Here is a 14,303-nt window from a genome sequence, read left to right on the forward strand (position 1 = left end):
CGCTTGTGATCCAGGGGATCGCCTGTGATCCAGGGGATCGCTTGTGATCCAGGGGATCGCTTGTGATCCAGGGGCGGGCCGGCGAACAGCCGGTCCGCCCCCTGGCGTTGCCTCCCGGCGGCCGTGTGGGCGTCGGCCGTCGGATCGGGTCAGCCCGCCCGGCCCCGGCCGATGGCCTCCTCGTCGGGGTGCCACCAGCCGCGGCTGGCCAGCAGCACACCGGCCTGGAAGCGGCTGGCCGCGCCGAGCCGGCCGAGCAGGGCCTGCACGCGGCGCTGCACGGTGCGGTGCCCGATGCCGAGCTGGCGGGCGATGGTCTCGTCGGGCAGACCCATCGCCAGCAGCGAGATGATGCGCCGTTCCTCCTCGTTGACGAACTCGTCGGGGCCCACCGGCGCGGACCGGCCGGGCATGTAGGGCTGGGCCTGGCTCCACAGCGACTCGAAGAGGGTGGAGAGCGCGTCCAGCAGGGCGGAGGGATGGACCAGGATGCAGGCGTCCAGCACCTGGGGGGTGGCCAGCAGCGGGATCAGGGCGGCCTGGTCGTCGGCGATGATCAGCTTCATGGGCGCCTCGGGCAGGAAGCGGACCTCCTCACCGGCCGCGATGTCCGCCTCGACGCGCTCCATGGTGCCGGGCATGCTGAGGGTGTCGCGGGCATGGATGAACCGGCTGCGCACGCTGCGGTCGGCCACTACGTTGGCGGAGTTGACCCGTTCGCCGTCGCTCGCCTGGGCGTAGGGGGGCGCGTCGATGCCGCGGATCTCCCGCTCGGCGCGGTTGAACAGCTGCTGGCCGCAGCGCGCCACGCCGTCGCGGCCGGTGACGACCTCGATCAGGGAGGAGGAGTCGCGGCCCCTGCGGGCCTCGCGGTGCCGCTCGGTGAGGCGCTCGGTGAGCGCGCGCACCCGGTGGATGTCCCGCTCCCGGGCCAGCAGCAGCACCTCCAGGGCGTGTTCGGGCGGCAGGGCGGTCCAGGAGGCCGGGCTGCCGGGCAGCCGGGATATCAGTCCGCCGTTCTCGAGGCGGACCAGGGCGCCGCTGACCGCGTCGGGGCCGATGCCGGTACGCCGGCACAGGTCGTCGACGGGCAGCGGGGGGTTGTCGACCAGGGTGAAGTAGAGGACCTCGGCTGGCTGATCCAGCCCCAGGACTTCGAGCATCGCCACCTCCGCGCACACCGTAGCCTGCGGCATCTACGTGATTGAACACCAAACCTTTACGGTCTCGCCCGAATCCGCTCACCCGGCCCGGCCTGCCGTAACGCCCTTTCGGGCACCCCGGCCGATACTGGGCAGGGACCGCACGCCTTTCGTCCCTGGAGCGGCCATGGCACGGCATCCGGCCTTCGGCGACCGTCCGGCTTCCGGCGGCCGTCCTGCTTTCGGCCACCGCCCGGCTTCCGTTGATCGTTCCGGTGATCGTTCCGGTGATCGCCCCGACGCCGGCGACCGTCCGTCCGGTGCGGTCGGGCGCCGGACGCTGCTGCTGGGCACAGCCCTGTGGTGCGCCGGCTGTTCCGGCGGCGGTACGCACCCGTCGTCGGCCGGGTCCGCCACGATCCCGGCGACCGGCTCCCCCACCGGGACGAAGCCCGGTACCGGCTCCCCCACCGGTCACCCGGCGAGCACCGCGCTCCCCCGGCTGCCGGCCGCCCCGCCCTGGACGCCGGGCCCGGGCGAGATCCAGCCCGCGGCCAAACTCGCCGCGGTCAGGTTGGTGGAGGCCTTCGGCACCTGGCCGGCCGGGCAGGCCGGTCCCGCGCACGGCGCCGCCCGGGCCACCGCGCTGGGCGTCCCGGCAGCGCGGGCCGCCCGGCTCGCCCGGCAGACCGGATCGCTGACCCCGGCCGCGGACGAGGCCGTGGTCCAGGTGATCGACGCCCAGTACGGCGGGATCCTGACCGACAGCGCAAGCGTCCTGGTGGTGTGCGCCCAAACCACCAGGACGGGCGGCACCACCAGGACCGGCGGCACGGTCCGGCACGGCGGCACCACGGTGGACGTACGGCTGAGCAAGGGCGCCAGGGGCTGGGCGGTCACCGCCCTGCACCCGGCGACCCCCGGGCCGCCGGTCTCCCCCGACGCCGCGGCCCGCGCGGTGCTGGGCGATTCCAGGATCGAGCTGTCGCCCGGGTCCGCCGCCGATGTGCGCAGCGGCCGGGTGCACGACAGCGTGCTGCGCGCCATGACCGCGCTGGCCGGCCCGTACCGGATCTCGGTGAGCGTGGTGCGCTCGGGGCATCCGCTCGACGTGTTCGGCACGACCCGGCCGAGCGACCATCCGCGCGGGCGGGCCTTCGACGTCTGGCGGATCAACGGCAGGCGCGTGGTGGACCCGGCCACCCCGCGCAGCCTGATCACCGGTTTCATGCGCGCCGCCGCGGCGGCCGGGTCGTACAACGTCGGCGGCCCGGTGCTGCTGTCCGGCGGCGCGGCGGACCAGTTCTTCTCCGACGCCACCCATCACGACCATGTGCACATCGGCTTCCTCACCTGAGGCGTCGGGACACGACCGCACCACCCGGGCGGCGCGGGTGCCCCGCCCGGGTGGTGCCGGGTATGAAAGTGCCGGTCAGTTCAGCAGTTCCACCTCGGCGAGCGAGGTGGCCTGGCTGCCGCCGGCGGTGACCACGAGCCGGTACGAGGTGTACGTGCCGGGGTGGGCGACCTGGAACGGCCTGGTCTGCAGGCGGTCGGTGAACGTCTGGCCGGCCCTGGTGTCCAGGGTCGTCCAGTGCGTGCCGTCCGTGGAGCCCTGCAACTGCCAGCCGGCCGGGTCCTGACCCGCGGTGGTGCCCGAGGTCAGGGTGTAGAAGGTGACCTTCTTGCCGCCCTGCGCGTAGTCGTACCGGATCTGCGGGGTGGCGGTCGGGAAGGTGACCCGGGTGGCCGAGGTGTTGTCGAACAGCGTGCTCACGTCCGTGCTGTCGCCGGCCGTCGCGGTGCCCTGGCCGGGGCCGGTGGTGTCGGCGAGCGCCTGCGGTTGCCGGCCGGCGGGCGTCAGCGACGTGGGCAGGGCGTTCTTGCCGCTGCCCCAGTCGGACGGCTTCGGACCCATGGTGAAGTCCAGCCGGGCGCCCTGCGAGAGCTGCTTCTGGGTCAGGTAGACCTTGTCCCAGTCCTCGCCGTTGACCTTCAACGACTGCACGTAGACGTTCTTGCCGTTGTTGTCGGGCGCGTTGACGACGATGTCCTTGCCGTTGTCCAGGTGGACCACGGCCCGGGTGAACAGCGGCGAGCCGATCACGTAGTTGTCGCTGCCGACCTGGAGCGGGTAGAAGCCGAGCGCGCTGAAGATCTGCCAGGTGGAGGTGGCGCCGTTGTCCTCGTCACCGGGGTAGCCCTGCCCGATGGAGCTGCCGGTGAACAGCCGGCGCTCGATCTCCCGCACCGCCGCCTGCGTCTTGGCGGGGGCGCCCGCGTAGTCGTACATGTACGGGATGCCGAACGACGGCTGGTTGCTGATGCCCAGCTCGCCCATCCGCACGTCGCGGGCCTCGATCATCTCGTGGATGGTGCCGCCGTAGGAGCCGGCGTCGCCGTCGGCGGTCTCCTGGGTGCCGAAGAAGGTGTCGAGCTTGCCCTCCAGCGCCTTCTGGCCGCCGTAGACCGCGGCCAGGCCGGCCGGGTCCTGCGGCACGGTGAAGGCGTAGTTCCAGGCGTTGGACTCGGTGTACTCGTAGCCCCAGGTCTGCGGGTCGAACTGGGCGTCCGGGACCCGCCAGGAGCCGTCGGCCTTGCGGCCCTCGAAGAAGCCGACGCCCTTGTTGAAGAGGGTGACGTAGTCGCGGGCGCGGCCGAGGAAGTACGCGGACTCCTCCTGGTAGCGCTCGCGGTCGGCGGCCGGGGTCTTCGGGTCCTTGGCGAGCTTCGCCGCCATGGTGCCGATGCCGTAGTCGTTGACGTAGCCGTCCAGCGACCAGGAGACGCTGCCGTCGGTGCCGGTGTCGGTGTAGCCGGTGAACTCCGAGGTGGCCAGGCCCTTGCGGCCCACGCCGGAGGCCGGCGGGACCACGGTGGCGTTCTTCACCGCGGCCTCGTAGGCGGCCTTGGCGTCGAAGCCGGTGACGCCCTTGGCGTAGGCGTCGGCGAAGGCGACGTCGGAGCTGGTGCCGGTCATCAGGTCGGCGTAGCCGGGCGAGGACCAGCGGGCGGTCCAGCCGCCGTCCTTGTACTGCTGCACGAAGCCGTCGGCCAGTTCACCGGCCTTCTTGGACTCCAGCAGCGAGTAGGCGGGCCACTCGGTGCGGTAGGTGTCCCAGAAGCCGTTGTTGACGTAGACCTTGCCGTCGACGATCTTGGCGCCGGTCTGCGTCGGTGTGCTGGTGCCGGCCGTGGCGAACGGGCTGGCGTACTGGTAGACGGGGTGCTCGGTGGTGCCGGTGTTCTCGTAACCGGAGTTCGGGTACAGGTTCATCCGGTACAGGTCGGAGTAGAGCGTGGTGAGCTGGTCCGGGGTGGCGCCCTGGACCTCGACCTTGCCCAGCCGGGAGTTCCACTGCCGCTGCGCGCTGTCCTTGACCGCGTCGAAGGAGGTGCCGGCCGGGATCTCCTGGGTCAGGTTGGCGCGGGCCTGGTCGGCGCTGATGAAGGAGGTGGCGACGCGCATCGTCACCGTCCTGTCGGCGGAGGTGTCGAACTGCGCGTAGCCGGTGACGTTGTCGCGGCCGGCGCCGGTGACCTTGGTGGCGGTGGCCGGGGTGCGGTCGAACTCGGCGTGCACGTACATGCGGCTGGCGCCCGCGGACAGGCCGCTGCGGTAGTCGGCGTAGCCGTCGAGGGTGCCGTGGGCGGCGTCCAGGGTGAGGCCGCCGGCGTTGGAGACGTTGTCGAACAGCAGGTCGCCGGTGTCCCCGGGGAAGGTGAAGCGGAAGATCGCCGAGTGGTCGGCGGGCGCGATCTCGGCCTTGAGGCCATCTGTGAAGGTCACGCCGTAGTAGTGCGGCTGGGCCACCTCGTCGGAGTGCCGGAAGGGCAGCGCCCGCTTGGCGCGGTCCAGGCTCGGGGTGCCGGTGGCCGTGGACGGCATCACCTGGAACAGGTCGCGGTCGCCCATCCAGGGGCTGGGCTCGTGGCTGATGCCCAGGGCCTGCAGGGTGGGCAGGTTGTCCGCGTTGTTCTGCGCGGCGTAGCTGTACTCCCAGCTCGCCGAGCCCGCGTCGGTGACCGGGGTGTAGAAGTTGAAGCCGTTGGGGACCGCGGTCAGCGGCATGTTGTTGCCGCGGGAGAAGGACCCGGAGGAGTTGGTGCCGCGCCGGGTGTCGGCGTACTGCGCGTAGCTGCTCAGGGGCTTGGCGGCGGGCACCGGGCCGAGGGAGATGTCGTCGACCCAGCCCTTGAACTGGGTGGTGTTGCCCGGGTCGGCGCTCCCGTTCGGGTCGTCGTAGCCGAGCAGGATGCGGTCGACGGTCCTGCCCGCGGCGACCTGGCCGAGCCGGGAGACGACGCGGTTCCACTGCGAGGCGTAGAGGATCTTGGAGCTGCCCTGGTCCTTGGGGGTCAGCGCGATCCCGTTCTGGTCCACCGCCGGGTGGGCGAGGCTGCTCAGGTAGGTTCCGTCGGTGAAGTGCAGGTCGATCGCGGCGTACGTACTGGGGTACTTCAGGTCGGCGCCGGTCAGCTCCGGGAAGATGTCGTACGACAGCTGGGTGTCCGCGGTGACCGGAATGTGCACGTCGTAGAGCTTGTTCCAGGCATGCACCGCGCCGGCGCGGGTGTGGGTGCCGGCGTACTCCAGGGCCTTGAGGCCGGTGAAGCCGGTGCTCGGCTTCACGTTCGGGCCGGAGCCGGGGCCGCTGCCGACGTCCGTGGTCATGCCGGCCACCGGGGTGGGCGCCGGGGAGCCGTCGGACAGGATCAGGTCGGCGAGCTGGGTGGAGCCGGTGTTGCCGCTGTTGGCCGTGATGTTCAGCCGGTAGTAACGGTAGGCGCCGGGGTCGGCGACGTCGTACACGTTGGACCGGAACCGGCCGCTGAAGCTCTGGCCGGCGCGGGAGTCCAGGTCGGTCCAGGTGGAGCCGTCCGCCGAGCCCTGGAGCGCGAAGTCCTTCGGGTCACGGTCCGGGAAGTCGTTGGCGGAGGTCAGCGCGTACTTCTTGACCGTGACGTCCTCGGTGAGGGCGTACTCCAGCCAGCCGCTGGTGGCGAAGGTCAGCCACTTCGAGCCGGGGTCCTCGTCGGCGGCCTTGGCGGCCGTCTCGTTGGGCGGATTGTCGCTGTTCGCGGTGACCTGGGAGATCTTGTCCTTGACGCTGCCGGGGAGCACCGGCACGGTGCCCGCGGTCACCCCGGAGATCATCGGGTTGCCCTGGTCGTCGTTCTCGGCGGTGCTGGTCCAGGTCGGCTGCGCGTCGCCGGACTCGAAGGAGGTGCTGAAGTCGGGGGCGCCGCCACCGGATCCGTCCGACGCGGCATTCGCCAGCGCGGACCCGGGCACGGTCAGGACCAGGGCGACCGCTGTCGCCAGCAGGGATCTGGCAAGGACGATGCGGGCTGGGCCGTTTCTCATGCGGAGCTGCCTTTCTTCCTTCGGCTCTGCCGCCGGGCCGTGACAGACGTGCCCGAAGCGCGGTCCGGCGGCGCGGGGTGGCGCTCGGCGTCCCGCCCCGCATCACAACGAGGACGGGACACCGCGTCAATGGCGCAGGTCACAGCGGTTACGGCAGCGCGCGACGGCCGGGTCCGTCAGGAGTTGCGGCCGCTGAGCGCGTACAGCTCCAGGTGCGGGCTGTCCGGAAGGGTCAGCGAGACCGCGGTCCGGGCCGGATCCAGCGGCAGCGCCAGGTGCCAGATGTTCACCCCGACCCCGTCCGCGGTGCCGGTGCCGTCGTAGCGGCTGTCGGCGTGGATCGCCGGGTCCTCGCCGAGCCGGGGCGAGCCGGCCGCCCAGTCGGTGGCGACCAGCGGGACCTGCGCGGTGGTGCCGTCGGCGTACGTGACGGTGGCGGTGGCCCGCACGTCGCCGTGGTGGGCGGCGAGCAGCACGTCCAGCGCGGAGTAGGTGCGGTGCACCAGGGCCACGGTCTGGCCGTGCGCGGAGGCGAAGTTCGCCGCGCTGCCGGACGTCTCCGGGAAGACGTAGGCGTGTCCGGCCAGCACTCCGGTGCCGGGTGTCGGCAGCGACTCGGCAGGGTAGCTCGCGCCGGTCCCGTCGAAGCCTGCGCCGCCGGGCGCGCCCGCGGTGTCCACCCCGTCCGTGTCGTACTGCGCGGACAGGTCCTGCGGACAGGAGCCGGTGCTGCCCGAGCAGTCCGCGGTGGTGACCGTGACCTGAGCGGTCCTGGTCACGCTGGGGCCGCCGGCCTGGGCGACCGTGACCGTGACCGGGTAGGTGCCGTCCGGCGCGTCCTTGGGCGCCGACACGTGCACGGTCACCTGGTGGGTGGCGGGCAGCGTGCCGGAGCGCACCGTGAAGCGCGACGCACCGGCCGGGTCGGCGACCAGCGGCGCGGACGCGGCGACCGTGACCGTACCGGAGACCGTGCCGGGGCCGGTGAGCACCGCCGATACGGTCAGGTCGGCGCCCGGCCCGCCGGCCAGCAGGCCCGGGGCGGCCGGCGAGACCCCGGCCGCGGTGCGCCGCGTGGTGACCGGCACGGTGTCCAGGGCCGGCGGCGTCGCGGAGGAGGCGGTGCCCCACGCCGAGGGCGCGGACCCGACCGTGAAGTCCAGGTCCTTGCCGGCCTTGATGTCGGCGGTGGTGATCCAGGGCTTGCGCAGGTCGTCGCCGCCGAGCTTGGCGGACTGCACGTACCGGTCGGTGTCGTTGGTCCCCGGCGCGGTGATGGTCAGGTGCCCGCGCGGGTAGTAGTGCCGGTCCAGGGTCAGGTCCACCCGGTCGAACAGCGGCGTGGACAGCCCCCACATGTCGGTGCCCGGCATCATCGGGTAGACGCCGATCGCGGAGAGCACCTGCCAGGACGACATGGCGCCCAGGTCGTCGTTGCCGGTCACGCCGTTGGGCGCGTTCGTGAACAGGGTCAGCGCGGCGTGCACCACGTCGGTGGTCTTCCACGGCTGGCCGGTGGACAGGTAGGTGTACGGCGCCGAGATGTCCGGTTCGTTCTGCGGGTTGTACTTGTCCTGGTTGTAGTACGCGTACGGTCCGTTGACCCACACGTTGCGGGCGGTGCCGGCCGGGTCCTTGAGCAACTGGTCGTAGGCGAAGAAGGAGTCCAGCCGGGAGTTGGCGGTGGCCGTGCCACCGATCAGGTCCACGAGCTGCGGGACGTCCTGCGGCACCAGCCACATGTACTGCCAGGCCGTGCCCTCGTGGAAGCCGGTGCTGGCCGCCGGGTCGGCCGGGCCGACGAAGACGCCGTCGTTGTCGCGGGCCCGGAAGAAGCCGGTGCTCGCGTCCAGGATGTTGCGGTAGTTCTGGCCGCGGGCCAGGTAGCGGCGGGCGTCGTCGCTGTGCCCGAGGTCGCGGGCCATCCCGCCGAGGGCGGCGTCGGCCAGCGCGTACTCCAGGGTGGCCGAGGGGCCGTGCTGGTAGTCGTCGTCACCGGGCTTGGGCTGCGGGCGGGTGGGGTCGTACGGCACGAAGCCGCCGGCCAGGTACTCGGGGTCGGCCTGGCGTACCGCCGAGGGCGAGTCGTCCGGCGCGGCGCTGTCCACGTGCTTCTTCAGCGCCTGGTACGCCTCTTCCTCGTGCCCCTTGAGCAGGCCCTGCCGCCAGGCGTCGACCAGGAACGGGGTCACCGGGTCGCCGGTCATGATGTTGGTCTCGGCCGTGGCGTAGCCCCAGCGCGGCAACTGCCCGCTCTGGTCGCCGATCTTCAGCAGCGACAGTGCCATGTCCCGCGACTCGCGCGGCGCGAGCAGCGACAGCAGTTGCTCCTGGGTGCGGTAGGTGTCCCACAGCGACCAGTCCTGGTAGTACGTGAAGCCGTCCGCGGTGTGCTGCTTCTGGTCCCAGCCGGTGTACCGGCCGTCCACGTCGCTGCCGATGTTGGGCGCGAGGAAGGAGCGGTAGAGCGAGGAGTAGAACGTGGCGCGCTGCTCGTCCGTGCCGCCCTGCACCCGTATCTGCGCGAGCCGCTGCTGCCAGGCGGCCTTGGCGGCGGCCGTCGCCGAATCGAAGCTGCCGCCGCCCTCGGCCGCCAGGTTCGCGGCGGCGCCGGCCGGGCCGGTCCACGACAGCGCGGTGACCGCGGTGACCTGCTGATTCTGCGTGGCGTCGAAGGTGACGTAGGCGCCGCCCAGCCCGGTCGAGGTCGAACTGTGGCTGCCCGCGCTCACGGTCGACCCGTTCCAGGTGCCGTACGACCCGAACGGCCGGTCGAACCGGGTCTCGGTGTACAGCGTGTACGGCTGGGTGTCCTGGCAGAAGCCGCGGCCGGTGATGGCGGTGATCACGGTGCGGTCGTCCAGCACGGTGACCGTGCTGGACGTCACCTTGTGCAGCGCCTGCCCGGAGTTCAGCAGCACATTGGCGTGGTCGGTCGCGGGGAAGGTGTAGCGCTGCCAGCCGGTGCGGGCGGTCGCGGTCAGTTCCGCGGTGATGCCGGTGCCGAGCTTGACCTTGTAGTAGCCGGGCGACGCGGTCTCGTCGGCGTGGCTGAACGGCGCCGCGTACGCCGCGTCGTCGGTGGAGGTCACGGCACCGGTGGTGGGCAGCACCGGCAGGTCGCCGCCGAGGCCGCAGCCCACGCCCGACAGGTGCACCGCGCTGAATCCGCGGATGTGGTCCTGGTTCCAGTCGTAGCCGGTGTTGTGCCCGGTGTCCGGCGAGAGCTGCACCATCCCGAACGGCACGGCCGCCCCGGGATAGGTGTTGCCGTCGTTCTGCGTGCCGATGAAGGGGTTCACCAAGTGGGTGAGATCGCCGCCGTCTGCCGCTCCGGTGGATCCGGCCCCGGGCGCGGCGCCCTGCGCCACCCCGGCCGGAAGCACTGCCGACCCCACCGCAAGCAGTGCGGTGGCCACCACAACGGCTGCGGAGCGCAAGCTCTGCATCCTTGGAGCCATCGTGTCCTTCTCCCTCTTTGACAACGTTGTCGAAAAGCTCGAGCACACTCCAGGTGGGGTCCTTGTGTGGCTGGAGGCACAGGACATGCCAATGGGACGTCAAGGAATCTTGGCCTGAACATGGGGAAGCGTCAATGCTTTTGCCATCCGGCGGCGCGGGGGTGGAGTGCGGGTTGTTGGTATTTGTTGGGGCTTGAGGGGTCTGGGGGCCGGGGATTTGGGGGGCGGGTGCTGGGGTTCGGCGGGGTGGGGGGACGCGGAGGGTGCGGGTTCGGCGGGGTTGGGGGCTGTCCCGCTCGGTTCGGTCCGTCTACGGGTCGACGCCCGCGGCACCGTCCGGGTCGATGCCCACGGCGCCGCCGGAGCGAAGTGCGCGGCCCAGATCGCCGGTGAGAAGGCGGGGGTGCCGTCGCCACCACCACAGGTCGGGGTGCGGCACTCGGTGGAAACGGCCGAGGGCCATGCCGTCGTCGGCGACGGTGGCCGCCCTGAACCGCTCGTCCAGGGCCTCGATCCTCGGGGTCCAGAACTGGACGACGTGCTCGGGGAGCAGGAGCCATGCCTCGTGGAGCCAGTTCCGGCAGTAGAGGTCGTTGGCGTACTCGTCGACGTCGTCGCCGTAGCCGCCTTCGACCGCGGCTACGAGGTGGCCCCAGGCGGTCACCCGGTCGGCGACCGTGAACGCCGTTCGCCAGCCGCGGCGGTGAAGGAGTGCGGCCACCTCTGCTTCGTCGGGAGTGCTCATCGTGCCGAGGTTCTCATGACGTCGGTGACCGTTTCAGGGTCGCGGGGGGGGCGACGGTCCCGCTGGGGCGCATACGGGCGGGCGGTGCGGCGCGAGGCCCGATCACGTGCCGAGTTGGCGCGCTGCGGCCTCCACCGTCTGTGCCAGCAGGACGGCGATGGTCATCGGTCCGACTCCGCCGGGGACGGGAGTGATCAGGCCGGCGCGGGTGCGGGCGGTGTCGAAGTCCACGTCGCCGACGTTGCCCGGGTTGTATCCGGCGTCGATCACGACCGCGCCCGGTTTGATGTCCTCGCCGCGGATCAAGCGGGGGCGTCCCACGGCCGCCACTACGATGTCCGCTTCCTTGACGAGCGCGGACAGGTTCGCGGTGCGGGAGTGGCAGTACGTCACCGTGGCGTCCTTGGCGAGCAGGAGCATGCCTGCCGGCTTGCCGAGGATCGCGCTGCGGCCGACCACGACCGCGTGCTTGCCGGCGAGTTCGACGTCGTACTCCTCCAGCAGCCGCATGATGCCGCCGGGAGTGCAGGACACGAAGCCGGGCAGGCCGAAGCTCATCGCGGCGAAGGAGTGCATGGTGACGCCGTCGACGTCCTTGCCCGGTGCGATGGCTTCGAACGCCGCGCGCTCGTCGATGTGCGGGCCGACCGGGTGCTGCAGCAGGATGCCGTGCACGGTCGGGTCGTTCGACAGAGCGGTGATCGTTTCGACCAGCTCGGCAGTCGTCGTGGTGGCGGGCAGACCCACATGACGGGACAGGATGCCGGCCTTCGCACTGCGGGCCTGCTTCATCCGCACGTACGTGACCGATGCGGGGTCCTCACCCACCAGTACGGTCGCCAGGCACGGTGTCACTCCCGTACTCCGCGTGAGCTCCGCCGCCCTGGTGGCCGTTTCCTCGACGACGCGCCGGGCGAGCCCGGCACCGTCCATGAGTTGTGCGGTGCGCGTCGGCAACACGGCGCCTCCCAGGCGTGATCGACCCTTCGCCCAGGCGCACGGCATTCGACCCTCTCGCCAGGCCGCTCCCCGGTGGTGCTCCACCTCAGCGCCAGTCACGGCCCACCCCGCACTGTAGCCGAGGCGAACGGCGTTGCTCACGCCTCGGCGAGGTCGCGGTGCCCAGCCCAGGAGCGGGCGACTCCGCAGCGCCCGGGGAGGGACGCCCGCCCTGTACGGCGTCCCACGTTCATGACCTCGGCCACGGGCACGGCAGCCGCAGTGGTCGTTCCCGCGCTGGCTGTACCCACGCGAGTCGGGCACTCGACCGCGGCTTGAGCTTTCCCAGCCCAGAGGAGCGCCTCGGCTCGGCAGGTCGTGTCCGGTGTGTTCGAGCAGGTGGACCCTGGCCTTGCGTGAAGGCACTATGCCCTGGTGAGCACCATCATCGAGTTCTTTGTGGCGCCGGACCACGACGCTGCCGCCGGCGTCGTGGAAGGCGGCCCCGATGGGGTCTTCGAGTCGCTGACGTTCGGCAACTTCGACGCCGAAGAAGCGCTGATCCAGTGGGAGAGTGTCTTCACCGGTCGGAGCTTCGAGGAACTCGTCGCCGACGACGAGCCCTACGCCCCTGCCGACCCCGGTGATGGTGCGGTGGTCCTCGCAGCTTCCCGGGTCCTTCAGGATGCGCTTGCCGCTGCCGATGAGCTTCGGCTTTTCGAGGTCAGTCGGCTATGGGTGCAGGAGCGAGCGGCAGACGGCGAGGTATTCGAGCAGGAGATGGCGACCGAGATCCTGAGCGGTCTGGCCAACGCTGGATCTCGTTGCAGGACAGTGGGACCAGGTCGGTCGGTCCGGGGCGGCGGGAGTGTTCGTCAGCGCGGACGACGGCGAGGAAGGCGTGGGCGAGCATGGCGAGGGTGACCCAGCGGACCCAGGACACATAACGGCGGACCTGGTGTTCGTCCAGTCCGGCCAGGCCCTTTCCGGTTTGGAAGGTCTCCTCCACCCGCCATCTCGATCCGGCGACCCGCACCAGCGTGGCCAGGGGCACCGGGGCAGGCGACCAGCAGCGGTAGTAGGCGAGTTCTCCAGTAGTGCGGTTGCGGCGGATGAGCAGCTGGTGAGAGCCGGGCCCGCGTTCCGCCAAGCCGATGATGGACCAGTCGTAGAAGCGGTGGCCCTTGGCGCCGGCCCCTGCCGACAGCTTCTGCCAGGCCCGTTTCGGCACCTCCCCGGCCAGGGCGTCCGCGCCGAACTTCCCTGCATCGGTGGTGACTTCGGCCGAGCAAGCAACGGCGAGCACGTAGCCGACCCCGTGCTCTTCCAGCGCGGCCCGCAGCCTCGGGTTGCCGCCGTAGACCTCGTCTGCCGCGACCCAGCCCACGCGGTGCCCGGCGTCCAGGAACCGGCCGATCATACGGGCGGCCAGTTCCGGCTTGGTTGCGAAGGCGGTGTCCTCGCCCAGCCCTGCGGCCCGGCAGCGATCCGGTTCGCACGTCCAGGAGCGCGGGATGTACAACTCACGGTCCACCGCCGCGTGCCCGCGCAGTCCCGCGTAGACAAGGTAGACGGCGACCTGGGCATTTTCGATCCGGCCCGCGGTGCCGGTGTATTGGCGCTGGACACCAACGGTGTGGGCGCCCTTCTTCAGATCGCCGATCTCGTCAACCACGAGGACTGCCTAGTCGTCGTGCAACTGCTCCACCACGTAGTCGCGGACGTCGTCACGCACCGCGTCGGCGTCCCAGGAGGCCCGGCACAGCAGATGCTGCATGCCGTGCAGGGTCGCGTCCCCGGCCCACTCGGCGATGCTCCAGCAGTTCTTGCGTGGCAGGTCCGACAGCAGCCCGAGCACCAGCCGCCCGGCCCGGCGCCGGGGCTCAACCCGGGCGAACCAGTCGGCTATGCGGCCCATCAGGGCCTCGAACGCCTCCTGCCAGCGGGCAGGGTCTACTCTGTGACCTGCGGTCACCGCATGATCGTCTGTCTTCACACACCGATGATCAACGGTGGCCGCACCTAGTGCGAGCATGAGGAGCACCGTGCAGGTCGCCGGAGTCGACATCTACGTAAATCATCCCGTGCTGCACCTGGGAGCGACCGACTGGGTTCCAGTCTCCCTCGCACTGGAGGCTGCCCCTGCGGCCAGCTGCGACACCCACGTGGCTGTTCGGGTTCGAGCTCAGAGGGGACTCATCAAAGTGCGTCTCTTCACACAGCCCCAAGCGTCCGAGACCGAAGGACCCGACCCGGAATTCACCACGGTCTTCGACGGCTCCCTCCTGCTGCCTGACGGCCGCATCGCAGTCGGCGATGTCGAGCAACTGACCCGCTTCGTGCATCGAGTGGGCGACCGCGGCGAATACAACGTGCGCGTCGCGGTGGACTCACCGGGGCCCGACGCCGGCGCCATCGACATCACTGTCACCCGCCCCAGCAAGTGATCTGCGGCACGGCCGCCTCAGCGTATGCAGACTGCTCAGCAGCTGGCCCATTCGAGGCAAGATCACGATCTACAGCTGGAGTACTAGTACTCCAGTTGCACTTCTCCATTTCCCCTGGTCACAGGGCCCTTTTGGAGTCTAGCGGGCTGACGTGCCGTCAGGTCGGTGGTAGTTCGTGACTCACCCGATCGGGCTGCGTGC

Annotated in this window: 7 protein-coding genes, 2 pseudogenes and 1 riboswitch; of the genes and pseudogenes, 2 read left to right on the plus strand and 7 right to left on the minus strand. The window is 71.0% G+C overall.

The window, feature by feature from the left end:
- Positions 1-149: 149 nt before the first annotated feature.
- Positions 150-1,196 (minus strand): helix-turn-helix transcriptional regulator, encoded by a 1,047-nt coding sequence (locus ITX44_RS24490; RefSeq protein ID WP_205359497.1) that lies wholly within the window; start codon positions 1,194-1,196, stop codon positions 150-152.
- Positions 1,197-1,329: 133 nt separating this feature from the next.
- On the opposite strand from ITX44_RS24490, the gene ITX44_RS24495 reads away from it, so the two are divergent.
- Positions 1,330-2,499 (plus strand): hypothetical protein, encoded by a 1,170-nt coding sequence (locus ITX44_RS24495; protein ID WP_236061431.1) that lies wholly within the window; start codon positions 1,330-1,332, stop codon positions 2,497-2,499.
- Positions 2,500-2,574: 75 nt separating this feature from the next.
- On the opposite strand, the gene ITX44_RS24500 is transcribed toward ITX44_RS24495, so the two are convergent.
- The 6 genes and pseudogenes from ITX44_RS24500 to ITX44_RS24520 all read right to left on the minus strand — a co-directional run bounded on the left by ITX44_RS24500 (position 2,575) and on the right by ITX44_RS24520 (position 13,573).
- Complete coding sequence (locus ITX44_RS24500; protein ID WP_205359498.1) at positions 2,575-6,510, minus strand: GH92 family glycosyl hydrolase; 3,936 nt, start codon at positions 6,508-6,510, stop codon at positions 2,575-2,577.
- Positions 6,511-6,686: 176 nt separating this feature from the next.
- A complete protein-coding gene (locus ITX44_RS43245) occupies positions 6,687-7,598 on the minus strand; it encodes a beta-sandwich domain-containing protein (protein WP_504739964.1) in 912 nt (303 codons plus the stop codon).
- Between the two features lie 6 nt (positions 7,599-7,604).
- Positions 7,605-9,971: pseudogene (locus ITX44_RS24505) on the minus strand (GH92 family glycosyl hydrolase); the annotation flags it as partial.
- A gap of 310 nt (positions 9,972-10,281) precedes the next feature.
- On the minus strand, positions 10,282-10,716 hold the full coding sequence (locus ITX44_RS24510) for a hypothetical protein (RefSeq protein WP_205359500.1): 435 nt from the start codon (positions 10,714-10,716) through the stop codon (positions 10,282-10,284).
- 102 nt (positions 10,717-10,818) lie between these two features.
- Positions 10,819-11,676, minus strand: coding sequence for a bifunctional 5,10-methylenetetrahydrofolate dehydrogenase/5,10-methenyltetrahydrofolate cyclohydrolase (locus tag ITX44_RS24515; protein ID WP_307795464.1), 858 nt, complete (start codon positions 11,674-11,676; stop codon positions 10,819-10,821).
- 21 nt (positions 11,677-11,697) lie between these two features.
- Positions 11,698-11,785: riboswitch (ZMP/ZTP riboswitch) on the minus strand.
- Between the two features lie 594 nt (positions 11,786-12,379).
- Positions 12,380-13,573 (minus strand): annotated as a pseudogene (locus ITX44_RS24520) (IS701 family transposase).
- 115 nt (positions 13,574-13,688) lie between these two features.
- On the opposite strand from ITX44_RS24520, the gene ITX44_RS24525 reads away from it, so the two are divergent.
- The gene (locus tag ITX44_RS24525; protein ID WP_236061432.1) at positions 13,689-14,102 is read left to right on the plus strand and encodes a hypothetical protein; all 414 of its coding nucleotides are present in this window, start codon (positions 13,689-13,691) and stop codon (positions 14,100-14,102) included.
- Positions 14,103-14,303 lie beyond the last annotated feature (201 nt).

It is taken from the genome of Actinacidiphila acididurans (assembly GCF_016918855.1).
Classification (GTDB): domain Bacteria; phylum Actinomycetota; class Actinomycetes; order Streptomycetales; family Streptomycetaceae; genus Actinacidiphila; species Actinacidiphila acididurans.

Excerpts from the sequence above, each read along its gene's own strand:
- ITX44_RS24500 (WP_205359498.1), bottom strand. The coding sequence starts at position 6,510 with ATGAGAAACGGCCCAGCCCGCATCGTCCTTGCCAGATCCCTGCTGGCG.
- ITX44_RS24495 (WP_236061431.1), top strand. The coding sequence starts at position 1,330 with ATGGCACGGCATCCGGCCTTCGGCGACCGTCCGGCTTCCGGCGGCCGT.
- ITX44_RS24510 (WP_205359500.1), bottom strand. The coding sequence starts at position 10,716 with ATGAGCACTCCCGACGAAGCAGAGGTGGCCGCACTCCTTCACCGCCGC.
- ITX44_RS24490 (WP_205359497.1), bottom strand. The coding sequence starts at position 1,196 with ATGCCGCAGGCTACGGTGTGCGCGGAGGTGGCGATGCTCGAAGTCCTG.
- ITX44_RS24525 (WP_236061432.1), top strand. The coding sequence starts at position 13,689 with ATGAGGAGCACCGTGCAGGTCGCCGGAGTCGACATCTACGTAAATCAT.